We start from the raw sequence: 24,096 nt of genomic DNA, 5'->3' as shown, positions 1-24,096 counted from the left end.
GGCCTCAGTACGCCCCGCGCATGCCGAAGACCACCGGCACCGTGGCCAGGAGGATCCGCAGGTCCATGGCCACGGACCAGGTGTCCACGTATTCGATGTCGAGTTCCATCATCCGTTCGAACGGCAGGGTGTTGCGGCCGCGAATCTGCCATAGGCAGGTGATGCCGGGCTTGACGCCGAAGCGGCGGCGCGGCCAGTCGTTTTCGATGCGCACCACGTCGCGCACGGGCAGGGGGCGCGGGCCGACCAGGCTCATGTCGCCGCGCAGGACATTGTAGAGCTGCGGCAGTTCGTCGATGCTGGTCATGCGCAGGATCCGGCCAAGGGGGGTGATGCGCGGATCGTTGCGCATCTTGAAGGTGGCGCCATTGGTCTCGTTTTGCGATTCCAGGGCATCCTGCATGGCCTCGGCGTTGCGGACCATGGTGCGGAACTTGTAGAACTTGAAAAGCCGCTTGTTGAGCCCCACCCGCTCCTGGACGAAAAAGGCCGGCCCGGGCGAGGTCAGGCGCACCAGGCCCCAGACCGCGACCAAAAGCGGCGACAGGGCCACCAGGGTCGTGGCCGACACGGTCACATCCAGGAAGCGCTTCAGCAGCAGTTCCCGCTCGTCGGCCAGGGTGTTGGAGGCGGTCACCACCACTTCGCCGCCATGGCTGCCCGGCCGGTTGCGGGGGTTTTTGAGTTCGAACAGGCGGGTCACGACGGTCACGGCCACGCCTTGCTCCTCGCCCACGGCCACGAGCGCGTCCACCGTGCCGCAAAGCGACGCCAGGGGTAGGCACACGAGGACCTCGTCCACCACGTTATCACGCAGATAGGCCGCCAAGGCGGCCGGCTCGGCCACGATGGCGAATTTCCCGGGCCTGGGCACCGGCGGGGCCTCGTCCCAGCCCTCGGCCACGAAGCCGCAGAAGCGGTGGCCGTGTCCGGGCCGGTCGAGCATGTCCCGGGCGATTTCCTGGGCCCGCCGTCCCGTGCCGACGATCAGGGTGCGCCGGGCGGCGATGCCCTGGGCCTCGGTGAGGAACAGCAGCCGCCGCCCGGCCAGGCGCACGGCCAGCCCGCCCAGGCAGGACATCAACCAGTAGGTGGCCAGAAAGGCCGGGGTGACCAGCGGCGGGCGCAGCACGGCCGCCCCGGCCACCAGCACCAGCAGCACGGCGGTGGCCGCCTTGACCATGGCCTTGAGCGCCGGCTTCCATTGGAACAGGGCCGTTTCGGTATACAGGGCGAACAGCGGGAACACGCAGGCCGTGGCTGCGAGCGTCACGGCGAAAAGCAGCATGGACGGCGCGTCCAGGGACAGGGACGTGCCGGCCGCAGCGGCCAGCCCCATGGCCCCGGCCACGGAGGTCGCCAGCAACAGCGAGACCGCGGCCACCAGGACATCCACGGCCCGCAGCCAGGCAATGGCCCCCCGCCGGGTCGCGAAGGCCAGGCATTCCCCCTCCCGGCGGGCCGTCTGGGTCACGGCGTGACCAGCGGCCTCCCCATCGGGGCATCGTTTCCGGGAAAAGGGCCAGCGGCTGAACATGCGAGACATTTTAGCCATATTTCCGCATCGGATGCAACCGGCACACCATTTTCACGTCGAGCCACCGGTCATGGGCAAGCCCACTGCGACACGCCGTGACAGCCCCGCAAACCTGCCCATACCGTACGTCCCAAGCGGGCCAGACTCACAGCCCAGGCCACTTAGCCCCGACCCGGGAGAGGCCACGGCTCGGGTGGCGTCCCTCAACCAGACGATAGTATTTTAAAAAATGTAATATTCTAAAGTGTTGTACCTGAACTGGCCTCTTCTCCTTTCGAGGGCGCGACTCCAGGACTTGCCCGGCCCGCCTCGCCCGGGGCGCTGGCCGGGCGTGCTGGGCGCAGGCCCAGCCCTGTGACCATTTTGACGGCTTTTCGGCAAAACGCCGATACGTCACCGAGCAAGCGTCCTCCCCCACGGGTATCCCTGCCTTGCGGCACAAAAAAGCCCGGCCACACGAGGCGGCCGGGCTTGGACAGGCATGGAAGCGCTTTGAAGCGGCTACTTCCGGTTGAGCCCCACTTCCTGCGGAAAAATGGGCAGGTAGCGGTAGGACAGGCTCATGATGATGAAGCCATAGGCCACGACCATCAGCGAGGTGAGCCACTCGGCCCAGTTGGGCGAGTAGATCTGCCACTGGGTAAACGGCAGCACCGGCTGGGCCAGGGCCTGGACGGTGAAAACGTAGCGGTTGATGACCACGCCGATGCAGGCCAGGATGGCGCCGGCGTAGAGGAAGGCCGGCTTTTTGCGCAGCGGGGTCAGCAGGAAGATGACCGGCAGGGGCAGGCACAGGACCATTTCGGTGAAAAACAGCCACTTGCCGTAGACCAGGCCGTAGAACATCTGGTCGAAGGTCAGCCCGGCCTTGGGCAGCACGCCGTTGATCCAGGCCCAGGTGTCCAGGTACTTGAAGACCATGTAGATCAGCAGCATGGTGCCGCCGATCTTGGCCATGAGCGACTTGACCCGGTAGGTGGTCAGCTTGCGGCCGGAGACCTTCTCCATGAAGCCGCAAATGAGCACCGTCAGGCAAGGCCCCGAGGAGATGGCCGACAGGACGAACAGGAAAAACGTCCAGGGCCAGATGAAAAACCCTTCGCGGAAGGCGTAGGGCCGGGCGAACATGACGCCGTACATGCCGCCGAGCGAGCCCTGGTGGAAGGTGGACAGGAAGGCGCCGATGCCGGCGAAAAGCGGCATGACCACGTGCATCTGGTGGGCCAGGTTGTGCAGGAAGGGGATCTTGTTGAGCTGCTTCTGCTCGAGGATCAGCGGCACATACTCGATAATCAGCACCAGCAGGTAGCAGGTGATGCAGAAGATGACTTCGGTGAGCATCGAGTGGACGTTGGGGTGCCAGTAGCCGAACCAGGCCCGCAGCGGCTGGCCGACGTCCAGGGACAGGATGAGCATGGCCCCGGAGTAGCAGATAAATCCCTTGATGACCGTCAGGTTGATGATGTTTTTGAGCTCATCCACACCGATGATGTAGCGGATAAGCCCGGTGAAGAAGGCGCCGGCGCCAAGGGCGATGACGGCCAGGTCGAAGGTGATCCACAGGCCGAAGCCGAAGTAGTTGTCCAGGCCCGTGACACCGATGCCGCGGTAGAAGATCCAGAGCATGGAGACGAGGCCCAGCAGGCCAATGAGGCCCAAAACGCCCAGCCAGCCCATGAACTTCCCCAGGCCGCAACGCGTGACGCCCTCGGGGTACCAGGTTTTTTCCGATTCGATAAAGCTCATCGCGTCCCCCGCTTACTCGCTTTTAAGGTAGTTGTCGCCGAGCTTGCGCACCCATTCCCGACGGCTGATGTAGTAGACCTGGGTGTTGGTGCCCAGGCGTTCGAGCAGCCGGAAGGCGTTGGGGCTTTTGATGAGCTCGTGCACCTTGTGCTTCGGGTTTTTGAGGTCGCCGAAGGACAACGCCCCGGAGGGGCAATTCTGCACGCAAGCGGTGACGTAGGCCCCGTCGTCGAGGCTATCGGGGTTCTTGCCCTGGGCCCGGGCGGCATCCTTGGCCAGGTTCCAGCGGTGGTGGCAAAAGGAGCACTTCTCCACCACGCCGCGCGGCCGCACGGACGTCAGGGGCGACAGGGTCTTTTCCATGCCTTCGGGCCAGATCGGGTCGTACCAGCCGAAGTAGCGGACGTGGTAGGGGCAGGCCGCCACGCAGTACCGGCAACCGATGCAACGCGGGTAGACCTGGGAGACGATGCCGCCGTCCTCGTTTTTATCCGTGGCGATGACCGGGCACACGGACACGCAGGGCGGGTTGCCACACTGCTGGCAGGGACGCGGCAGAAAGGCGATGTCGTGATTGGGAAAGGCCTTGTCGTTGGTCAGCTCGTAGACCAGCATCCACGAGGTGGACCGCAGCTTGTTGGAGGCCTCGGGCTGGGGTTCTATGTTGTTTTCCGTCTGGCAGGAGGCCATGCAGGCCCCGCAGCCGGTGCATTTGTCGATGTCGATCACCATGCCCCAGGTGATCGGGAATTCCTTGGAGTGTCCGGACATAGCGGCTTCCCTTTGACTCGTGGTTAGGCGATTTTGACTTCAGCGGCCGTCCAGGTGGACAGGCCGGTGCCCGGCTCCTCGACAACCGGCAGCAGGGACAGGTAGTTGGCGCCCTTGCCCTGGCTGAAGATGTCGAAGGCGGTGTGGCCAAAGCCCAGAGGAGCCGAAACCACGCCGGTCATGACACTCTCGAAGATGTGGACCTTCGCGTCGCACTTGGCGCCGGCGCCGCTGACGGTCACCGAAGCGCCCTTCTTGAGGCCCAGGGCCTTGGCCGTGGCGCTGTTGACCCGCACCAGGGTGGTCTCCTTGAGCAGCTCGGTGTCCGGCACGGTGGTCAGGTCCTGGCAGGGAATGCCGGTGGTCGGGGTGCCGGTGCGCAGCTGGGCGTAGGGCGCGAGCACGGCCGCCTTGTCCGGGCCCTTGCCGGCCTTTACGGCCTTGGCCAGCACTTCCGGGGCAAAGCCGATGTTGGACTGCACCTGGCCGACCATGGCCCAGGCGTAGCCGGCGGCAAGCGCCTTCCACAGGTCGCCGCCGGCCAGGGCCGGGGCGGGCTTGCCCGCCGCCACCTGCCAGGGCATGACGTCTTTGGCCACGAAGCCGCCGGAGGCCTTGGCCAGGGTGGCCACCTTCTCCTTGAGCACCTGCAGGAAGTTGTCGAACTTGAGGTCGACGCTCATCTTGCGGGCCAGGGTGAGGAGCACGTCGCCGGTGGTGCGGGTGTCGCACACGGGCTTCTGGTAGGGCATGGCCAGGCTGTAGAGGCAAAAACCCGAGCCGTAGGGCGTGGCCAGGTCGTCGTAGCGCTCGAGGGTCAGGGAATTGGGCAGGATCAGGTCGCACATGGCCGCGGTCTCGTCCATGAACGAGGCGAAGCTGACCTTGTACGGGATTTTTTCCAGGGCCTTGGCCATGGTCGCCGTTTCGGGCAGGCCGTAGGCCGGGTTGGCGTCGTAGACGAGCAAGGCCTTGGGGGCCGGGGTCTTGCCCTCGGCCACGCCCTTGAGGAAGGCCGGCAGGTCGCCGTCGAGCATGGCCGCGCGGGAGAGCGCGCCGGGCACGACCGTGGCCAGCTCCGGCAGGGCGTAGATGCCGCCGGGCTTGTTGATGCGGCCAAGCAGGATGTTGAGCGCCATGCCGGCGATAAACGGCGCGGCGCCCAGGCCCTGGCCGAAGGGCGAACCGGTCACGACCAGCGGGGCCTTGGCCGCGGCCAGGGCCTTGGCCAGGCCGGCCAGGGTCTCGGGGGCGATGCCCGTGGCTCGCTTGATGTCGTCGGGGCCGAAGCCGCCGTTGACCACGGCCTTGAAGGTGTCGAAGCCGGGCGCGTTGCTGGTGGCGCCGGCCTTGAGCAGATGCCAGGCGATGCCCAGGGCCACGACGCCGAGGTCGGCGGCCGAGGCCGGGATCCACTGGTCGCAGACGGCGGCGGTGTTGTTTTTGGTGGGGCCGACGTAGACGTAGGTGGACTTGGGCTTCTGGCCGACCGGCCGCGTGGCGCCGAAGGCCTTGCGGTTGCGGGTGGAGGTGCCCCAGGTCTCGAAGATATCGGCGCCAAGCACCAGCACGGTGTCGGCGTTTTCGAAGTCGTAGCCGGCCTGGCCGGAGCCGCCCATGAGCTTGACGCCCTTGGCGGCGGTGGTGGCCTCGGAGGGCATCATGAAGTAGCCGGCCGAGCCGAGCTTGCCGACGAAGGCGGACAGGACTTCGTTGACGGTGCCGGTGCCGTCGCCGGACACGCAGGCGACCGCGCCCTTGGCCGCGCCGAGCTTGTCAGCCATTTCGATGAGCGCCTGTTCCCAGGTGATGGGCGCAAAGCCCTTGCCCGCCTTTTTCATGGGCGTTTTCACCCGGGCCGGGCTGTAGAGCATGTAGACCTCGGACCGGGCCAGGGCGGAAACGCCGCCCTGGGATAGGGGATGGTCCGGGTTGCCCGAGGCGGTGATGGGATTGCCGGCCACGCGCATGATCCTCAGGCCCTCACCGGCCGGGCACAGCTTGCTGGTGGTGGTCACATAATCGACCTGGCCCTTGGGAACCCGGGGAATCCACGACCAGTTCTGGGTCCAGATCGAAACGTCGTCCAACAATTTCCACGGGATGGGGGTGAACATGGTGCCCACGGCGCCACCAGCCACAAGCCCGAGGAAAGCTCTGCGATCAACTCCCATTTCTTCCCCCTTATTTATGACAGACGTAGCAGGCGTTGCTCGTGCCCATGGACGCGTGGCAGCGTTCGCACTCCCACATCTTCATGGTGTCCTTGCTGTAGCCGCTGATCCGGTTCTGGTAATAGGTCGGCGGGGTGTCGGTCTTAGCCACGTCGGGGTGGCACTTGGTGCATTCGAACCCCTTGTGGGCGGCATGGGAGAAGAACACGTTGTCGGGCTGGTACTGGTAGACAAGCCAGGGGACCTGGGCGCCGGTCTTGACGTAATCCTTGACGAACTTGTCGATTTCCTTGCCGTTCGGCGAGTTGTCGCCGGTTTCCTCGCCATGGCATTCGGCGCAGGATTCGGTCGTGGGCAGGCCGGCGAACCGGCCGTCTGGGCCAAGATGGTGGCACTGTTCGCACTCGATGCCGAGTTGCGCGTGGACCGTGTGACTGAAACGAATGGGTTGTGTCTTTTCGCTATACAGCAGTTTCGGAAAGATGACCCACCCCACCACGAGAGCGCCGACGAAGCCGATCAGGCCAAAAAGCACCATGCCGCCAATGCCGCCGGCCGAATTCGATCTTTTCTCCTCCATACTTCCCCTGCCCATTGCCGTTGCTGGTTTACGCCACGCCCGAGGCCGCGCGACGTCCGATGGGCCGGAGGCACCATCGGAGAAAATGAGACGCAAGCGCGCCGCGACGCCGACCGGGGGCAATCCCCTCTCCCCGGTCGGGAGAGCCGCACCGCGCTTTTTACCCAGGCCGCAACTTCCGTGTCAAGGTTTAATGAAAAAATTCACGAATCCTCTTCCCCGGCCCAACCGGTCACGACCGCCCCTTGCCCCCGTCCCCGACCTTGCGGCCGTAGACGTCGTCGAAACGCACGATGTCGTCCTCCTCCAGGTACGGCCCGGACTGGATTTCGATGATCTCCACCGGCAGCTTGCCCGGGTTGGACAGCCGGTGCATGGCCCCCTTGGGGATGTCCACGGACTGGTTTTCGGTCAAAAGCCGCTCCTCGTCCCCGATCTGGACCAGGGCCGTGCCCGAGACCACCACCCAGTGCTCGCTGCGGTGGTGGTGCATCTGCAAGGAAAGCCGCCCGGCCGGCGGCACCTCGATGCGCTTGATCTTGTAGCCCGGCCCGCCCTCGAGCACGGTGTAGCTGCCCCAGGGCCGGCGCACCGTGACGTGGGCCTCGATGAGCTTGCTGCCCTGGGACTTGAGCGCCCCGACCACGTCCTTGACCCGCTGGGCCTCGGCCACCGGGCAGACCAGGGTGGCGTCGCGGGTCTGGATGACGATCATGTCCTTGACGCCGGCCACGGCCAGGGCGCTGCCCTGGGAAAAAAACAGGGAGTTGGCGCAGCCCAGCGCCAGCACGTCGCCCTGGAGTACGCAGCCGGCCTCGTCCTTCCTGCCCAGGCGGTACAGGGCTTCCCAGCTGCCCAGGTCGTCCCAGTCAAACGGCGCCTCGACCATGGCGATGCGGGTGAGCTTTTCCACCACGGCGTAGTCCACGGACACGTCGGGCAGGGCGGCATAGCCCTCCACCAGCGGCCGCGTCGCCCGGGACTCCCACCAGGCGGCGAACACCGGGGCGAAAGCGGCCACGGCGGCCAGGAACACGTCGGCCCGAAACACGAACATGCCGCTGTTCCAGTAGTGCTCGCCGCCGGCCAGGAGCTTCTCGGCCGTGGCCAGGTCCGGTTTCTCGGTGAACCCGGCCACGGCAAAGCCGCCCTCGCCCAGGGGCTCGCCCCGGTGGATGTAGCCGTAGCCCGTTTCCGGGGCATGGGGCACGATGCCGAAGGTCACGAACCAGCCTTCCCGGGCCAGGGCCACCGCCCGGTCCATGGCCTCGCCCCAGGCGGCCCGGTCGTCGATGCGGTGATCGGCCGGGAACACCCCGACCACGGCCTGGGGGTCGGCGGCCACGATGGGCTCCAGGCCCAGCAGGATGGCGGCCAGGGTGTTGCGGCCCATGGGCTCGGCCAGCACGTTGGCCGCGGTCGCGGCGTCGATTTCCTTAAGCTGCGCCCGGACCTCGAAGGCGTGCTCCTCGTTGGTGACCACATAGACCCGCTCGGGCGCGAAGGCCTCGGACAGGCGCAGGGCCGTGGCCTGCAACAGCGTCTCGCCCTCGCCCAGGTCGAGCAGTTGCTTGGGGGACAACGTCCGCGACAGCGGCCACAGCCGCGTCCCCGATCCTCCGGCCAGTATGAGGGCGTACTGCCCGTCGCGCCCCGTCCGATCCGATGCCGCCGTCATGGCTTCTCCTTGCTTGCGTCGCGTCCGCTGTGGCCTCGTGTCGCGCCCGGAAAGCGGCTCGCGGCTTTTCCGAGGGCACCGCCTGGGAAGAATGATCTTTTCCTATAAAATACTCCGTATTTCTTAGGGGACGCAACATGAGCCGTTCCAGACGAAAGGCGAGCCCGACGCGGCCAACAGGGGCTGGCGGGCGTCCTTCTCGGACAGGACCGGATCGGCCACCGGCCAGTCCACGCCGATCTCCGGATCGTTCCAGGCGATGCCGGCATCCTCAGCCGGCGCGTACGGCGCGTCGACCTTGTACATGAATTCGGCGTTCTCCGTGAGCGTCACGTAGCCGTGGGCAAAGCCGCGCGGCACCATCAGCCGCAGGAAATTGTCCTCGGAAAGCTCGATGCCGAACCATTTCTTGTACGTCGGCGAGCCCACGCGCAGATCCACGGCCACGTCATAGACCGCGCCGCGCGTGACCCAGACCAGCTTGGCCTGGGTGGCCGGCGGGCGCTGGTAATGCAGGCCCCGCAGCACGCCGCGCGGGCCGGAACGCGCGTGGTTGTCCTGCACGAAATCGTAATCGAGCCCCGCGGCCGCGAAAGCCTTGTGGCTGTAGGTCTCCAGGAAAAAACCCCGGCTGTCGCCGAATACCCTGGGCTTTACGACCACAAGCCCCGGGATGCCGGTTTGTGACACGTCCACGCGGGACCTCCCATGTCGTTTCTTGCGTTGCCTTGATAAGGAAAATGGATGCCGCTTCCCCTACATGATTTCAGGAGGGCGGACAACCGCCAAGCACGGCCGGGCCAGGTGCGATGCGCGCACCACGCCTTGCCGGCCCCTCCCGTCACGGAGTGTGCGTACCCCGGCTGGCAATCGGTCGCGCCGAGCCCGCGGGCGGTTGCACCGGGAACGTTGCGGCCGTTTTGAGCCGGAACACGGCACGCCCCGGCCCGTAGCGCCCAGGTTGCCGGCAATTCGTGACTTTCAACCCGCCCTAACCGTCACGCGGTTCCGTTTTGGGCTTGCCCCGACCCGAGGGCCGCGACGGGGCCTTGCCCGCCGGCCGGGTCGTGGGCGAGCCGGGTTTGGGGGAGCCGGGTTTGGGCGAGCCGGGTTTGGGGGAGCCGGGTTTGGGGGACCGGCGCGGTGGACGGGCCGGCGCGGCCTTGGGGCCGGGTTTGCGGGGCCGGCCGGCGGGCGGGGCGGTGTCCGGGTCGCGCTGTTTGGGCGCCCGGCCGCCCGGGGACCGGCCGGCCGGCGCGGCCGGCTCCCGCCCGGGCGGCGGGACGGCGGGCGCGTCATGGCCGGGCAGGCGCAGGCGCGGCGCGCCGGACTTGGCGTCGCGCGGCGCCTCGTCCGCGACGGGCAGTTCCAGGGCGTCCCCCGGGCGCGGCACCCGGCCGTCCGGGGCCACGAGCACGACCAGCCCCTTGCCGGAACAGCCGTACACGGCCGAACCCGGCGCATCGGCCAGGGAAAAGGCGCCCGAAACCACCCGCACCGTATCCCGGGGGAAGGCCGGCGGCGCGTTGCGGGCCAGCAGAAAGGACAGGCTCAGGCGGTTCTTGCCGAGCTGGGCCCGTTCGGACAGGCTGGTCAGCCAGGCCGGCGCCCCGGCCGGCGACATGGTGAAATGGCACCAGGCCCGGGTGCGGCCGGACACCAGGGAACATTCCCGGCCATGGGGGCAGGGCGCGTCCAGGCCAAGCCCCATCTCCCCGAACGCCTCGCGCAGCCCCAGCAGGCAGCGCCAGCCCAGGCGCGTCCCCGGCTCGACCACCAGGGCCTGGCCCCCCGGGGCCAGGCTGTCGGCCAACTGGCCGGCCAGGCGTTCCATGCGCGCCGCAAGCGGCTCGCGCCCGCCGCCGCCCAGTTCGTTGGCCACGTTGACCATGGCCACCAGCGCCGCCCCATCGGCCAGGCCCTGCCAGTATTCGCCGCGCACCGGCCGCACCCGCCAGGGGGCGTCCTCGGCCAGGGGATCGAAACCGACCAGGCCGGCGAAAAGCGCCAGCCCCAGGTCCAAGGCCCGACGGGAGCGGTCTGCGCACAGAAAACGCAGCCGCCTGCCCCGCAAATCGGGCCGCGACAGCCACAAGGCCTGGACAAAGGTCAGCGGCCCGCTGCCCAGGTCGCACACCAGGCCGTCCTCGGGCAGTTCCAGGGGCAGGGCCGGCAGCAGCCGCGACAGCCGCAGGATGTTCCAGGGCAGGAAATACCAGGCGTAGGCGGCCAGGGTGCGCGGGTCGCTCAGATAGCCCGGCTTGGGGCCGCCTTCGCGCTCGGCGGTCAGGGACAGGGACAGGTCGCGGACCTGGCGGGGCAAGGCCCGCTCAAGGCTTGGCGTGGTGCCGAGCGCCCGGCGCAGCAGCCCGGGATAGGCGGCCAGGGCCGCCGTGACTGCCGGGGCCAGGGGCGGGAAAAGCCGTTTGGGCGCCGGGGAGGGCGCAGTCGGGGCATCAGGGGACATAGGCGAACACCATCCTGGAGATGAAGGGATCGCCACCGGCGCCACCGCTTGCGGCGGCGACCAGGGGGACGATGGCGGTTTGTCCGGGCAGGGCCTCGGCCGTGGCGCGCCAGGCCGGATCGGTTAAAAAAAGGGCCGCGCCCGAAAGGGAAAGGTTGCCGGCGATCGTGGTGCGCCAGGCCAGGCCCGGCGGGAAAAAACCCAGGGTTTCCAGGGCATCGGGGGCAACGTTGGCACCAAAGGCCCCGGCCAGGTACACGGCGGCAAGCCCGGCCGTGGGCAGCCCGGCCGCCCCGAGCAGCCCGGCCATGGCCAGGTTGCAGGCGGCCTTGACCTTGAGCAGCTCCTCCACGTCCGTGGCGAACAGCCGGCAGCCGTGGGCCTCGAAAACGGCCTCGCCGCCCCGGCGCGACACCCGGGCCTGCAAGCGCCGGCCAAGCGGGGTCGGGGCCGGGTTTTGGGCGAAACGGCCGTCCGCGTCAAGCACGCCCTGCTCGCGCAGGATGGCGGCCAGGCGCAGATAGCCCGGACCGGCGATGCCGCGCGGCGGCCCGTCGGCCTCGGGGCCGTCGTACAGGACCGGCGCCAGGCCGGCGGGGGAGAGTTCGAAATCCACGGCCACGCCCGGCCCGGCCATGGCCCCGTCGGTGAGGCCCACGCCTTCCAGGGCCGGCCCGAGGGGGGCGCTGGCGGCCAGGTAGCGGCCGGGGGCCAGGGCCAGGACCATCTCGGCGTTGGTGCCGAGGTCGGCCAGCAGGAACGGATAGGCCGGTTTGCGGGCCGTAAGGGCGGTCAGCCCGGCGCTTATGTCCGCGCCGACGAAAGGGCCGAGCAGCGGCGGCACGTAGGCCGGCCCCAGCCCGCCGCCCAAGGCCACGGTTTCGCCGCCGGCCCAGGCGAGCCCGTAGGGCGCATGGGCCAGGCCTTCCAGGGGCTTGTCGCACAGGATCGCCATCATGGCCGTATTGCCGGCCACGCACAGCGCGGCCGGCGGTTTCCCGGCCCGGGCGGCCAACCGGGCCAGTTCGTCGCGAACGAGCCGGCGCAGGAGCTCGCCCCCGCCCGGAGTCAGGGCGAAGGCCAGGCGCGAGACCACCTCGCCGCCGGCGCCAAGCTGGGGGTTGACCCCCCGGCCCTCGGCCACGGTCCGGCCGTCGGCCAGGTCCAGCAGGCGCCAGGCCAGGCCGGTCGTGCCCAGGTCCACGGCCAGGCCCAGCGCACCGTCCTGCGGGCCGGCCAGGGCCAGGAAGGCCTTGTCGTAGGCCGGGGCCGGCCCGGTCGCGGCCAGTTCCAGGCGTTCGCCCCCGCCGGCCGGGCGCAGGCAGGCCAAGCGCCAGCCAGCGGCCACGGCCGCCTCGCCCAGGCGGCGGGTTTCGGCCACAAGGGGCGGCGGCGCCGCGGACAGGTAGCGGACCCGGCAGCGGCCGCATCGCCCCAGCCCGGCGCACAGCGGCGCGCCGACGAAATACCCGGCGCGAAAAAGCGCCCGGGCCACGGTATCGCCCGGCCCGACCGGGATTTCGCGCGGGCCGTCGGGATGGGCGACAAAAATACGGTTTGTCATTTGCGGCGAACATCCTTAAATTTCCCCGCCGGGACAAGCCCCCTCCCGGGAAGTCGTTACGTTTCAAATTATTAAATTGTCAAAACTGCCTTGACTTCAAATTTCAATTCTTTTAAACGCTCTTCTACCCTCCGTGGAAAGCGGGTTATTGTAGCAGGTGTTTCGCGTTCGTCAACGCGAATCAGGTTGCGCCGGCTTGCGCGCCACGACGGGTTGTTTTTTCGCCACGTGGACGCGGCCCCGGCCAGCAAACTCCAGCAAGGAGGAAGAATTTTGACCGACGCGCACGCACACGCACGAACGCTACGCAAATTGAAACCGATTGTCCTGGTATCCCTGCTGGCCCTTCTGGTCGCCGGCTGTTCCTCGAAACAAAAAACCTATTCCTACAAGTTCGACGAATACCAGGGATTCAACGCCCGCAACGACTTTCTCACCAGCGGCTCCCAGGCGGCCCCCGAGGAACGCCTGAAAGCGGAAGCCGAACCCAACCTCCTCTCCGGCAACCTGTTCGATCTCGGCGGCTCCACACCCAAAGTCGTCGCCAGCCCCGAACCCATCCTGAGCGAAAACCTTTTCGAGCTGGCTGCGGTGCAGCGCAAGGGCGGCGTTTTCGACCGCATGCTGCGCACCGCCCACACCCAGCTCGGCACCCGCTACCGCTCGGGAGGCTGCAATCCCGACACCGGCTTCGATTGTTCGGGATTCACCACCTGGGTTTTCAACCGCTACGGCATCCACCTGCCCCGGTCCTCGCGCGAGCAGTACCAGGTGGGCAAGATGGTGGCGAAAAACAACCTGCGCAAGGGCGACCTCGTCTTTTTCCGCTCCAAGCGCGGCGTCAACCACGTCGGTATCTACCTGGAAAACGGCAAGTTCATCCACAGTGCCAGCAACGGCAAGTCCGTGACCATCAGCCATCTCGAAGAGGACTACTGGAGGACCCATTATGCCGGAGGCCGCCGGGTCTTTTAGCTCGACCGGCCACGCGACGCGGATTCGAAAAAGACAAGCGGGTTTCCCTGAGGCAGGGAGCCCGCTTTTTCGTCCGGGAATATGCCGCGTGGCCGGAGTTGCCCTTGTCGCCCTGTTGCTGGCCGTTGCCGGAGGAACGCCGGGTCTGGCCCGGGCCGCCGACCGGCCGCCCGCCTTCGTCGCCGCCGAACTGACCCAGGTCGGCGATCCGGTCCTGCGGCAAGAACTGGAGAGTCTGGCCGCGGCGTTCGAACAGGCTGTGACGGACCGGACCGTGGCCCGTTTCGGCCGCAAAAACAGCCACAAGCGCGTGGACCTGATCAGCGATCCGCCGCTTACCTACCGCAACCGCCTGCGCGCCGACGCTCTGGCCAAGCTTCGGGCCGCCGGCCTGGACGCGAACCTCAGCCAATGCTTCCTCTACGTCGACCGCAACCCGGCCACGCAGGTCCTTTTCCTGGCCTATTACGACGCCCCCGGCCGGCACGTGGTCTTTCTCGGCGCCGACCTCTTCTCCTCGGGCAAGCTGCGCGTCGGCGAAGACTCCTTCCTGACGCCCCTGGGCGTGTACGAAAACCTGACGGACAACTGGGGCTACCGGGCGGCCGGCACCAAGAACGCCAAGGGCTGGCGGGGGCTCGGCGGCCGTGGCAGCCGGGTGTGGGACTTCGGCTACCAGCAGGCCCCGCGGCAGTTCCGCCAGGGCATCTACGAGAGCCAGATGCGCCTGCTCATGCACGCAACCGACCCTGACCAGGGCGAACCGCGCCTGGGCGGGCCGGATTCCAAGGGCTGCGTGCGGATCTCTGCGGCGGCCAACGCCTTCATCGACCATCGCGGCATCCTCGACCGCCACTACGAGCGGATGCTGGCCGACGACAGCTACCGGGCCAGGGAACTGCTGGGCGAGGCCCATGCCCCGGTGTCCCATCCCGGCAGCTTCCTCGTGGTCGGCGATTCGGCCATCGAAAGCGCCTCCCGCGAGGCCGGCCCCGCCCCTACGGGGCAATGACCGCGCCGGGCTCGGGCAGGCCCGAGGGATGGCCGGCGGCGGCGAGCAGGCGGCGGATGTCCTGCCCGCGCTCCCGGCGCAACTCCCGGCGCACATGGACCACGGCCAGGGCCGTGGCCCCGGACAGCCGGGCCAGATCCAGGGCCTCCTCCAGCGAGCCGTGGCCCGGGATGCCGGGGGCGAGGCCGTAGGCCTCCTGCACGATAAGGTCGCAGCCCATGGCCAGTTCCCGGCACGCTGGCGTGGGCGGGCCGTCGCCGCTGTAATAGAGAGCGCGCTCCCCGTCCGCAAGGCGCAGGGCCAGGCAGGGCACGCCATGCCCGGTGGCCGCCGCCCGGCCGGCCAGGCCGGCCAGGTCGAACGCCCCGCCCGGCGCGACTTCCCGGACATCCAAGGCAAAGCCGAGCTTGGCCCGCAGGCGGGGATAGGCCGCGTCCACAACCGTCGCGACCGTGTCCCCGGCGCCCGGACCGCCAAAAACCGCCAGCGGCCGGTCGCGGCCGGCCTCGTGCCAGCGGGCCAGCAGATACGGCAGCCCGAAAAAATGATCGCCGTGGAAGTGGGAAATCCACACGGCGTCCGGCCCGGCCTCCCGCTCCCGGGCATCGATGGCCGGACAGGCGAAAAAGGCCGCCCCGGCCGTGAAGCCGCAGTCGAGCAGCACCGTCGCCCGCCCTCCCGCGCCCCGGGCCTCCACGAACAGGCTCGTATTGGCCAGGGCCTCGTCAAAGGCCTCGCCCACGCCCACGAACGTCACCCGCACGGCACCCTCCCCCCGCTTGCCTAACGGCGCGTTTTCCGACACCTTCCCGGAGCCGGGACGGTTGGCCTCCCCGCAGCAACCCCACGCCCAAGGAGCGAGCATGCAACGGCGCGTCACCCAGATCGAGAGCGTCCGGGTGCTGGCCATGGCCGGCATCTTCTTCTACCACCTCTGGACCGTGCTGCCCGAGGGCGGCGCACGCAACCCCTTCGGCCCCCTCCTCGGCGACATCCTCAGCCAAGGCTATCTGGGCGTGGTGGTCTTCAATGCCATCACCGGTTTCGTGTTGACCCTGCCCCACGCCGCCCCGGGCGGCAAGCCGCCCCTGGGGTTTGCGGACTTCTTCCGCCGCCGCTTCGGCCGCATCGTGCCCCAGTACTACCTGTCCCTGGCCCTGTGGAGCCTGGTGGCCCTTCTCGCCGCGGCCATGCCGCTGTCCGCCCTGCTCGCCTGCGTGGCCGAAAAGGTTTTCTTCGTCCAGACCTTCGACCCGGCCCGGTTCTTCTGCCTGGAGCCGGCCTTGTGGTGGATGGGGCTGCTGGCCCAATTCTACCTGTTTTTCCCGCTGCTGCTGCGGTTTTTCCAGAAATGCGGCACCCGCCGGGCGCTGTGGGCCTGCCTGGGCCTGGGCTGGGGGTTGTGGCTCGCCCTGGCCCTTCTGGCCAAGGTGAGCACCACGGCGGCCCTTTGGGACTACATGCTCTATTTCAACCTGCCCTACCGGCTGCCGGAATTCGCCCTGGGCATGGCCTTCGCCCTGGCCTGGAAGGCCCGGGACGCCGCCGGGGGCGAGGACGTGGACCCGGTCACGGGCGTGCCGTCCTCGTGGCGGCTGGCCTTCGCCGGCCTGACGTACTTCTGCCTGCCCTTGGCGATCCTGTTCAAAAACGCCCTGCCCATGCCCTTTGCCCACATCCTGCTGACGGCGGCCTGCCTGGGCGTGGGCGGCTCGCTTTTCGCCTGGCCGCGCCTGGCCGTTTGGGGAGCGAAGCCGCTGGTCGCCGCTGCGGCCGCCGCCTCCTACAGTTTCTACCTGCTGCACCAGCCCATCCTCGGCTACGGCGCGGACCTGCTGCGGGGCCTGATGCACCCCTTCGCGGCCATGGTGCTCCTGTGCTGCCTGAGCCTGCCCCTTTCCGGGCTGCTGTCGGTGTGGCAGGACCGGCTGGTGGCCGCCCTGGAGGCCCGGGCCAAGGCCCGGGGCTGACACCGCCCGCCGCTGTCACGCAAACGGCCGCCCCGCGCCAGCGAGGCGGCCGTTTGCCGCAGCGTTTGCCGCGTGCCGCAACCGGCCCGCAGGCCGAAACAGGACCGCGACAAGCCGGCGCCCGTTGGCCGAGGCGGTTGCCCCGCGCGGCACCATCGTCCATGACGCCGTGACCGGTGCGCCGGATTACCACGTTGGCCGGCGCGGCTGCCCCGTGCCGCGCCATCGCCGCGCGTCAGAGGTCGCGCATGGCGTGGACGGTGCGGCCGGCGGCGCCCGGAGCCGACGGCTCGGGCGGGCGCGGGTATTCGCGGCCGAACAGCTTGCGGTAGAGCTTGCGCCCTTCGTCGAAACCGGCATTGTAGCTTAGGGCCTTTTCCACGCAGTCCTTGGCCCGGCCGGTATCCCCCATGAAATAATAGGCCTTGGACATGTTGAAATGGATGTTCTCGTCCTCGGGGGTCAAGGACAGGGCCTGGCCGTAGGCGTGCAGCGCCCCGGCCAGGTCGCCGCTCTTGCGCAGCTTCACCCCCAGGGAATTGAAGGGGTTGGGCGTGGTGGCGTCGTACTTGAGGATCTCGATAAAAAGTTCCTTGGTCTCTTCCATGCGGTTGAACTGGGCATGGATCTCGGCGGCCTTTTGCATGTAGCGCTTGAAGGGCTCGAGCTCGCCCTTGCCCTTGTAGGCATCGGCCAGGCCCTTGTAGGCCTCGGCGAACAGGTCGTTGATCTTGATGGCCTTCTTGAAGGCGATGATGGCCTGGCCGTATTTCTGGCGCACCAGGCAGCGACAGCCCATGTCGTAGTATTTCTGGGCCATGTTCTGTTCGGAAATGATCTCCTCGAAGGCTTCGATGGCGTCGTCGAAGTTGCCCATGGCCACCATTTCCCGGGCGTCCTCGATCTGCTGGCGCTCGATCTCGGTGACGCGCTCCACCTGGCAGGCGCGCAACACGTGCTTGGCGAAGGTCTCCTCGGAATAGGGGCGCAGGATGTAGCCGGCGCAGCCCACGGCAATGGCGTCGAGGACCTTGTCGCGCTGGCTGGCGGCGGTCACCATGACCACGGGCACGTCCTTGAGGCGCAGGTCCCGGCGCACGACGCGCAGGAACTGGAGGCCATCCATATCCTCCAGCGGGCTGTCCAGCAGCACCACATCCGCCCGGTTGGCGAGCAGAAAGGACAGGGCCTTCTCGCCCGAGGCGAACACTTCCACCCGGCGGGGGCGAAAGGCGGCCACGCTGCGCCGGTCGCGGCGCGCGCTTTCCTCGTTTTTGCCGACGATCACCACGGTATCGAGGAGGACGGGGGAAAAATCCATGGCAGCGCCTTTGCTTGCGGTCTGGTCAGGGAGCCTCGGGGCCGAAGCGCTCGCGGTAACGCCCGGCAAAGGCCCGCATGGCCGGCGTGTCCGGCAACTGGCCGAACAGGGCGTCGACATGGCCACGGGCAAAAAACAGCCGGCGCGTGCGCGGATGGTACATGTCGTTGATCCAGCTCAAAAGGAGCAGGGCGAAATCGTTGACCGATTCCATGTCGTTGTAGTTGCCGATACGCCCGGCCTCGATATCGGCGACCACGGCCGGATTGTACCGTTCGGGGTCGTCCGGCAGGCCGAGGAAGACCACCTCGTCCTTCGCCCCCTTGGCCTGGAAATGGTCGCGCATGACCCGCACGATATCGAGCTTGTCGGCGTCGCGCACGATGTGGGCCAGAACCAGTGCCTCGGCGTCCCCGCCGGCGGCCAGGCGCCTGGGCAGGGCCCGCCGGTTGTGGGCCACCACGGCCAGGCGCACCAGCAGCCGGTCCCGGGGGGCGAGGTGGCCAAGCCCCCCCTGCCGCGCCAGGGCTTGCAGGCCGAGGACGGCGTGGTTGGCGCTGTCGGCGTCGCGGAAGGTCCGGTAGCGGCGGTACTGGGGAAAGCGGCCCGTATCGTGGACGAGCCCGGCCACGGTGGCCAAGTCGACCAGGCGCGGCGTCAGGCCCAGTTCCCGGGCCTGGTCCCTGGCCTCGGCCATGACCAGCAGGCAGTGCTGTCGCTTGAGTTCCAGCCGGGCGGTGTCGGCCGCATCGGCCATGCCGCCCCCGGCGACGAAATCCTCGAACCAGTCGAGGGTCCGGCCGATCATGGCTCGCGCCGGTCCTCGCCGTGGGTTTGGCCGGGGCGCGGCGGCGCTTCCGGGTCGGGTTCGTCGAACTCCTTGTCCCGAAGCGGCCCTCCCGGCCCAAACAGATACCGCAGCAGCCAGGCCATGCCACCGAGGATGGCCAGGATGAAAAGCCCCTTGAGGACCACGGACAGCAAGCCCTCCTCAAGCCCGGGCCCGAAAGGCCAGGTCTTGTGCCAGCTGGGCTCCACATTGCTGGCGGCGTAAAACAGCAGATCCTGTCCCCAACCCATGCATGCTCCCTTGGCGCCATGTGCGCAGCACATCTTTGTTACGCGGCTTTAGGCCGCCTTGCAAGATGCCGCTCCCGCCGCGGCTGCCGCGCATTGCCTTTTCCGGCGGTTGCGCCTACAAGTTTTCAAGGGTACCGGCCAAGGGCCGCCCCTTCCCGGGCATGTTTCCGGTGCCGGGATTCGCCAGTTCGCGGGAGGCGTCGATGCGCGTGCTCGTTGTCGAAGACGATTTCACCAGCCGCAAGATTCTGCAGAAGATCCTCGGCCCCTACGGCGAGGTCGACATCGCGGTCAACGGGCGCGAAGCGGTCGAGGCCTTCAGCCAGTCCCTGGACGACGACAATCCCTACGACCTGATCTGCATGGACATCATGATGCCGGAGATGGACGGCCAGACGGCGCTGCGCACCATTCGGGCCATCGAAAAGGAACGCGGCATCGCACCCTCCCGGGAGGCCAAGGTCATCATGACCACGGCCCTGGACGACCCGAAAAACGTGGTGGAAGCCTACTACAAGGGCGGCGCCACCTCCTACGTGCCCAAGCCCATCGACAAGCACATGCTGCTGCATCTGCTCAAGAACCTGGGCGTCATCGAATAGCCCCGGCCAGCCCGCCTGGCCCGCCCTGCCGGTCGGCGAGGCGCCCCGCGCGCCTGCCGCGTCCCGGCAAACCGTTCGGCCAGCCTGCCTGGCCCGCCTCCTCACGGAGTGTTCCACGCCTTTGCCGCGTGACCCCGCTGTGCCCCGGGCACGTCGCCCGAGCCTGTCGGCGAGGCGCCCTGCGCGCTGCCGTGGGGCGTCGCGGCGCCCAGGACCACCACTTCGGCCCGCCGGTTGTGAAGCGCCTTGCCCGGTTGCCAGCCCGGCCACTCGTTCGCCCTGCCTGTCCGCGAGTACCTGGCCCGCTTGCCGCGTGCCATCGCACTGCCCGGCCAGCCTGCTTGCCCGCCTCCTGATGGGGCGTTGCGCACCCTGGCCGCCTGCCGTCGCGCAGGCCCGGCCAGCCCGCGCGGCTCTTGCCGGCGGGCCTCAGGCCCGATGACCCGACCCCCTTCCCGCGTTTTCACCTGCGCCCGGCCCCAAAAACACGGCGCCCCGGACCGTCGCGCAACGGTCCGGGGCGCCGGCTTATGGAGGGGCGTGGGGTCTACGCTTCCTTCTTGATTTTGGACTTGCTCATGGACATGCCGATGCCGTTGAAGATGTCGAAGATGCCGTAGCCGTACCACATGGTGTAGACGACGTAGAAGATGAGCAGGCCGGCGACGGTGGGGATCTTGGTCATGATGCTTTCCGCCGGGATGCCGTAGAAGTTGTAGGCCGGCTCGATGGCCTTCTGGTTGACCGTGTTGAGTATGTTGGCTTCTTCGATCTGCTTGACCTTCTGCAGGGGCTTGATCATGGTATTGAGCGTCGTCCACCAGCCCTTCATGGCCTTCTTGCCATCCATGCCGTAGAAAGCCTGGATCTGGGCGTCCTGATCCTTGTAGAGCTCGTCGGCGCCTTCCAGGACCTTGGCCAGCATGGCGCCCAGGTCGCCGCTGATGGCCAGGGCGTCGCCCTTGGCCTCGGCCTTGCCGCCGACCTTGGTGAGCAGCGTCTGGGCCATTTTCGTATCGTCGGCGGTCTTGAACTTCACCTCGACGTTGATCTGCTTGCCCTCAAAGGCCTTGGCTTCGGCAGCCACCTTGGGAATGAAGTAGGACGAGCCCTTGGACAGCTTGTTGAACAGGTCGTCGGAGAAGTGCAGCCCGTTCACCCCGCCGGGAAAGATCGGCGAAAAGATCAATATGAAGACTACGGTGAAGGACACCAGGAGCAGTATGCCCTTGATGAACAGTTTCTTGTCGGTAACGAGCATCTCCTTACCCCTCCTGGCGCAGGACGCCGATGTTGACGATGAACTTGCCGATGACCCAGGCGCCGAAGATGGCCACCACGATCCAGAACACGATGTTGCCCACGTATTCGATGGCGTTGACCATGTCCTTGGACATGTTGATGTATTCCAGTTCCACGAACTTTTTCGGCAAGGTGGCCACGCGGTTGATGAAGCCGGCGATGATGGACATGGCGTAGAAACCGCGGATGTGGATGCCCTTGACCACCTTGGTGGTCAGCGCGCCGACCTGGATGCCCAAAAGCGAGCCCAACAGCATGCCCATGGCCAGGGTGTAGAAGACGTAGCCGTAGATGGCGTACTGGGCGATGGCGCCGAGGCCGGCGGTGAAGATGATCTGGAGGATGTCCGTGCCCACGGTGGTCATGGAGGACACACCGAAGACGTAGACGAACATGGGGAAGGTGACGAAGCCGCCGCCCACGCCCATAAGCGCGGCCAGGATGCCGACGATCACGCCGCCGGCGGCCACGATCCAGCCGGAGATGCGCTTGCCGCCGGGCACGAAATCCTCGTCGAAGGTGATCATGGGGGCGATGTTGAGGTTCTGGAGCTTCAGCGCCATGCCGGTGGTGCCGGCCGGGCCGCCGTGGCTGCCGCCGTGGGCGTCGTCGCCGGAAGCCTTGCGGCTGGCCACGATGTAGTCGATCAGCGCGTAAAAGCCCAGGAAGCCGAGCAGGACCGCGTAGATGGTGCTGATGAAGAACTCGGAGAGCAGCGGGTCCTTGTTGTAGAGGCCCTTGTTGATGGCGCCGCCGACGAAGGTGCCGGCGCCGGAGCCAATCAGGAAGGCGATGGCCAGTTTCACCGAGACGTTGCCGAGCTTTTTGTGCACGGCCGTGCCCATGATGGCCTTGGCGAAGATGTGGAACAGGTCCGTGCCCACGGCCAGGATGCCCTTGACGCCGGCGGCCATCAGCGCCGGGGTGATGATGAAGCCGCCGCCGGCGCCGATGCAGCCGGTGATCAGCCCGGCGGCCAGGCCCACGGCGATGGAGACCAGAAAGATTTGCGTGGTGTAAAAGGCCGGTCCGTAGGCCGTCTTGCCGCCGATGAAATCACCGGCCTCGACGAAGGACACCGCCAGGATGGGCAGCGCCAGGACCATCAGGAACAGCAGTTTCTTGCGGTTTTTGAGGATGGACGTGGACACTTCCATGTCCCACTGGGCATGGGCGACCGACGCCGCCTTCAGGAAATCAAAGACTTGCCTACCGAACCCCATTTTCGCTTCCTCCGTAAGTTGTGTCGAACGCGCGGGGCGCATCCCCGCCAGGCCCCGCGACGCTTGCGCCGCCAGCATCCGCCGCCTTGCCCGCCCCGGTCAGCCGCTGCCCGCCATGGGCCGCAGCACCTGGCGCACCGCGCTTTTTAAGCGCTCGAAGTCCCCGTCCTTCTCCACCCGGGCCGCACCGCCCTGCCCGGCCTCGAAGCCGGCGTAGCCGTGCAGCACCACCGGCAGTTGCGGAAACTCGCGCGAAAGCCGCGGCAAAAGGACCGAACCGTCGGGACCGCCCATCTCGGCGTCGAGCACCAGCAAGTCCACCTGCTGCGCCAGCGCCAGGCGCGACAGGACTTCCGCCCCCGAGCCCGCCGTCAGCACGGCATAGCCTTCGCGGCCGAATTCCCGGCGCAAAAGCTCCCGGATGTTGGCGTTTCGTTCGGCGATGACCAGTGTTGCCCTTGGACGATCCACGCTGTTCCCCCGACAAGGTTTCGACACCCCCTTTCGCAACTCCCATGCCAAGACGCACCACCGCCCGCCCTAAGCCAATGGCTTGGAATGACAATATAAAATTAAACAGAACAACACCGTCGCGGCGAAGCGGACCGCACGGGCTGTCAGCATTTTTTACAGGACGTCAAACGGACGGGAGGGGTGTCAGGAATCGGCCGGCCGCACCCGGGATTCGATGCGCAGGCCGTACTTCTCGATCTTGGCCAAAAGCGTGGGCCGCGACAGGCCCAGGAGCCTGGCGGCCTGGCTGCGGTTGCCGCCGGTGGCGTTGAGGGCCTCGCGGATGACCTGCTGGCCGAAGCGGTCCATGAGGTCCTCGAACAGGCTTTCGCGGCCCGAACCCAGTTCGCGGCGGATGAGCCGGGTGAGGCTTTCGGCGGCCTCGGGGTCGGGGCCGGCCTCGTTGCGCAGGGGTTCGCCCAGGGCCTTGCGCACCTCGTCGAGACCGAGGGGGGCGCCGAGGTTGAAGATCAGGGCTTTCTTGACGGTGTTGCCCAGTTCGCGGACATTGCCCGGCCAGGGCTGGGCGGTCAGAAACTCCAGGGCCGCCGGCGCCACGCCGGGGTCCACCTGGCCCATCTCCCGGGCGAACCGGGCCAGAAAATAGCGCACCAGAAGCGGAATGTCGCCCGGGCGTTCGCGCAGGGGCGGCATGGAGAGGCTTACGACCTTGAGCCGGTAATAGAGGTCCTCGCGAAACTGCCCCCGGCGCACGGCCTCTTCCAGGTCGCGGTTGGTGGCGGCGATGATGCGCACGTCCACGGGGATGACCTGGCGCCCGCCCAGGCGCTCGACGTTTTGCTCCTGCAACAGGCGCAGGATCTTGGCCTGGATGGGCAGGGGCATGTCGCCGATCTCGTCGAGGAAGACCGTGCCGTGGTTGGCCTGCTCGATCTTGCCGACCTTGCGGCCCGAGGCGCCGGTGAACGCCCCCTTCTCGTAGCCAAAAAGCTCCGATTCCAGCAGCGTTTCCGGGATGGCCACGCAGTTGATGACCAGAAACGGCCGCTCCGCCCGGTTGCTGTGCTGGTAGACGGCCCGGGCCACCAGTTCCTTGCCGGTGCCGGATTCGCCGCGCACGAGCACCGTGGCGTCGGTGGGGGCGGCCCGGCCGATGGCCTTGTAGAGTTCCTGCATGGCCGGGCTCTTGCCGATGATGGCATCGGCGGTGGCGGCCGCGTCTTCCTCGCCCACGGCCACCCGGGCGCGCATGGACCGGGCGGCGGCCACGGCCTTGTCGATCAGGCGCAGGGTCTCGGGGATGTCGAAGGGCTTTAATATGTAGTCGTAGGCCCCCATCTTGGTGGCCTCGATGGCGATGTCCGTGGTGCCGTAGGCGGTCATGATGATGACCGGCAGCCGCGGCTCGATCTCGCGCATGGCGGCATAGGCCTCGAGGCCCGAGATGCCGGGCATGCGCACGTCCATGACCACCACGTCGGGCATGGCCTCGCGCACGGCGGCGATGCCGGCCTCGCCCGAGGAGGCGGCCCGCACGTCGTAGCCCTCGGCGGCCAGCAGCCGCTCGAAACTGACCCGCAACTGGTGGTCGTCGTCGACGATCAATATCTGCGCCATGTC

The 24,096-nt window shown here is 67.7% G+C and carries 21 protein-coding genes; 4 read left to right on the top strand and 17 right to left on the bottom strand.

Features of this window, described 5'->3' with window-relative positions:
* Window positions 1–4 precede the first annotated feature (4 nt).
* From ACP59X_RS08325 to ACP59X_RS08285, 9 genes are all read right to left on the bottom strand, one after another.
* Window positions 5–1,474 carry a sugar transferase gene (locus tag ACP59X_RS08325; protein ID WP_428567718.1) on the bottom strand — a complete coding sequence of 490 codons (1,470 nt, stop codon included), beginning with the start codon at window positions 1,472–1,474 and terminating at the stop codon, window positions 5–7.
* A 564-nt stretch (window positions 1,475–2,038) separates the two neighbouring features.
* On the bottom strand, window positions 2,039–3,283 hold the full coding sequence (gene qrcD, locus ACP59X_RS08320) for a menaquinone reductase integral membrane subunit QrcD (RefSeq protein ID WP_428567715.1): 1,245 nt from the start codon (window positions 3,281–3,283) through the stop codon (window positions 2,039–2,041).
* Between the two features lie 12 nt (window positions 3,284–3,295).
* Window positions 3,296–4,054: a menaquinone reductase iron-sulfur cluster-binding subunit QrcC gene (gene qrcC / locus ACP59X_RS08315; protein ID WP_342463688.1), complete on the bottom strand. Its 759-nt coding sequence runs from the start codon at window positions 4,052–4,054 to the stop codon at window positions 3,296–3,298.
* 23 nt (window positions 4,055–4,077) lie between these two features.
* Complete coding sequence (qrcB, locus tag ACP59X_RS08310; protein WP_428567709.1) at window positions 4,078–6,228, bottom strand: menaquinone reductase molybdopterin-binding-like subunit QrcB; 2,151 nt, start codon at window positions 6,226–6,228, stop codon at window positions 4,078–4,080.
* A gap of 10 nt (window positions 6,229–6,238) precedes the next feature.
* Window positions 6,239–6,808, bottom strand: coding sequence for a menaquinone reductase multiheme cytochrome c subunit QrcA (gene qrcA / locus ACP59X_RS08305; RefSeq protein WP_428567705.1), 570 nt, complete (start codon window positions 6,806–6,808; stop codon window positions 6,239–6,241).
* A gap of 232 nt (window positions 6,809–7,040) precedes the next feature.
* Window positions 7,041–8,486, bottom strand: a complete 1,446-nt coding sequence (locus ACP59X_RS08300) for a mannose-1-phosphate guanylyltransferase/mannose-6-phosphate isomerase (RefSeq protein ID WP_428567702.1) — start codon at window positions 8,484–8,486, stop codon at window positions 7,041–7,043.
* A gap of 123 nt (window positions 8,487–8,609) precedes the next feature.
* A complete protein-coding gene (gene rfbC / locus ACP59X_RS08295) occupies window positions 8,610–9,182 on the bottom strand; it encodes a dTDP-4-dehydrorhamnose 3,5-epimerase (RefSeq protein WP_428567699.1) in 573 nt (190 codons plus the stop codon).
* 295 nt (window positions 9,183–9,477) lie between these two features.
* A complete protein-coding gene (locus tag ACP59X_RS08290; RefSeq protein ID WP_428567696.1) occupies window positions 9,478–10,953 on the bottom strand; it encodes a small ribosomal subunit Rsm22 family protein in 1,476 nt (491 codons plus the stop codon).
* On the bottom strand, window positions 10,943–12,517 hold the full coding sequence (locus ACP59X_RS08285) for an ASKHA domain-containing protein (protein WP_428567693.1): 1,575 nt from the start codon (window positions 12,515–12,517) through the stop codon (window positions 10,943–10,945). Before ACP59X_RS08285 ends, ACP59X_RS08290 begins: the two co-directional genes overlap by 11 nt.
* 312 nt (window positions 12,518–12,829) lie before the next feature.
* Between ACP59X_RS08285 and ACP59X_RS08280 the strand changes: the two genes are divergently transcribed.
* Both ACP59X_RS08280 and ACP59X_RS08275 read left to right on the top strand, forming a co-directional pair.
* On the top strand, window positions 12,830–13,492 hold the full coding sequence (locus ACP59X_RS08280; protein WP_428567690.1) for a C40 family peptidase: 663 nt from the start codon (window positions 12,830–12,832) through the stop codon (window positions 13,490–13,492).
* An 88-nt stretch (window positions 13,493–13,580) separates the two neighbouring features.
* Window positions 13,581–14,504, top strand: a complete 924-nt coding sequence (locus ACP59X_RS08275) for a hypothetical protein (RefSeq protein ID WP_428567686.1) — start codon at window positions 13,581–13,583, stop codon at window positions 14,502–14,504.
* On the opposite strand, the gene ACP59X_RS08270 is transcribed toward ACP59X_RS08275, so the two are convergent.
* Window positions 14,491–15,267 carry an MBL fold metallo-hydrolase gene (locus ACP59X_RS08270; protein ID WP_428567683.1) on the bottom strand — a complete coding sequence of 259 codons (777 nt, stop codon included), beginning with the start codon at window positions 15,265–15,267 and terminating at the stop codon, window positions 14,491–14,493. The two genes, ACP59X_RS08275 and ACP59X_RS08270, sit on opposite strands and share 14 nt — an antisense overlap.
* A 100-nt stretch (window positions 15,268–15,367) precedes the next feature.
* Between ACP59X_RS08270 and ACP59X_RS08265 the strand changes: the two genes are divergently transcribed.
* Complete coding sequence (locus tag ACP59X_RS08265; RefSeq protein ID WP_428567679.1) at window positions 15,368–16,474, top strand: acyltransferase family protein; 1,107 nt, start codon at window positions 15,368–15,370, stop codon at window positions 16,472–16,474.
* Window positions 16,475–16,709: 235 nt separating this feature from the next.
* Here the strand turns inward: ACP59X_RS08265 and ACP59X_RS08260 are convergent, their stop codons facing one another.
* Genes ACP59X_RS08260 through ACP59X_RS08250 form a run of 3 tightly spaced genes read right to left on the bottom strand, consistent with a single transcriptional unit; the run spans window position 16,710 to window position 18,875 of the window.
* Window positions 16,710–17,795 carry a tetratricopeptide repeat protein gene (locus ACP59X_RS08260; RefSeq protein ID WP_428567676.1) on the bottom strand — a complete coding sequence of 362 codons (1,086 nt, stop codon included), beginning with the start codon at window positions 17,793–17,795 and terminating at the stop codon, window positions 16,710–16,712.
* Window positions 17,796–17,820: 25 nt separating this feature from the next.
* Window positions 17,821–18,603: an HD domain-containing protein gene (locus tag ACP59X_RS08255; protein ID WP_428567673.1), complete on the bottom strand. Its 783-nt coding sequence runs from the start codon at window positions 18,601–18,603 to the stop codon at window positions 17,821–17,823.
* The gene (locus ACP59X_RS08250; RefSeq protein ID WP_428567670.1) at window positions 18,600–18,875 is read right to left on the bottom strand and encodes a hypothetical protein; all 276 of its coding nucleotides are present in this window, start codon (window positions 18,873–18,875) and stop codon (window positions 18,600–18,602) included. The genes ACP59X_RS08255 and ACP59X_RS08250 overlap by 4 nt, the downstream gene beginning before the upstream one ends.
* Window positions 18,876–19,078: 203 nt before the next feature.
* Between ACP59X_RS08250 and ACP59X_RS08245 the strand changes: the two genes are divergently transcribed.
* Window positions 19,079–19,477 (top strand): response regulator, encoded by a 399-nt coding sequence (locus ACP59X_RS08245; protein WP_428567667.1) that lies wholly within the window; start codon window positions 19,079–19,081, stop codon window positions 19,475–19,477.
* Window positions 19,478–20,024: 547 nt separating this feature from the next.
* Here the strand turns inward: ACP59X_RS08245 and ACP59X_RS08240 are convergent.
* The 4 genes from ACP59X_RS08240 to ACP59X_RS08225 form a co-directional block, all read right to left on the bottom strand.
* Window positions 20,025–20,738: a hypothetical protein gene (locus ACP59X_RS08240; protein WP_428567665.1), complete on the bottom strand. Its 714-nt coding sequence runs from the start codon at window positions 20,736–20,738 to the stop codon at window positions 20,025–20,027.
* A gap of 4 nt (window positions 20,739–20,742) precedes the next feature.
* Window positions 20,743–22,002 (bottom strand): sulfite exporter TauE/SafE family protein, encoded by a 1,260-nt coding sequence (locus ACP59X_RS08235; RefSeq protein ID WP_428567662.1) that lies wholly within the window; start codon window positions 22,000–22,002, stop codon window positions 20,743–20,745.
* 99 nt (window positions 22,003–22,101) lie between these two features.
* Window positions 22,102–22,473, bottom strand: a complete 372-nt coding sequence (locus ACP59X_RS08230; protein ID WP_428567658.1) for a response regulator — start codon at window positions 22,471–22,473, stop codon at window positions 22,102–22,104.
* Window positions 22,474–22,659: 186 nt separating this feature from the next.
* Window positions 22,660–24,093, bottom strand: a complete 1,434-nt coding sequence (locus ACP59X_RS08225) for a sigma-54-dependent transcriptional regulator (protein ID WP_428567656.1) — start codon at window positions 24,091–24,093, stop codon at window positions 22,660–22,662.
* Window positions 24,094–24,096: the final 3 nt, after the last annotated feature.

Source organism: Solidesulfovibrio sp. DCME (assembly GCF_049995385.1).
Lineage (GTDB): Bacteria > Desulfobacterota > Desulfovibrionia > Desulfovibrionales > Desulfovibrionaceae > Solidesulfovibrio.
This window is presented reverse-complemented; position numbering and strand designations above follow the sequence as displayed.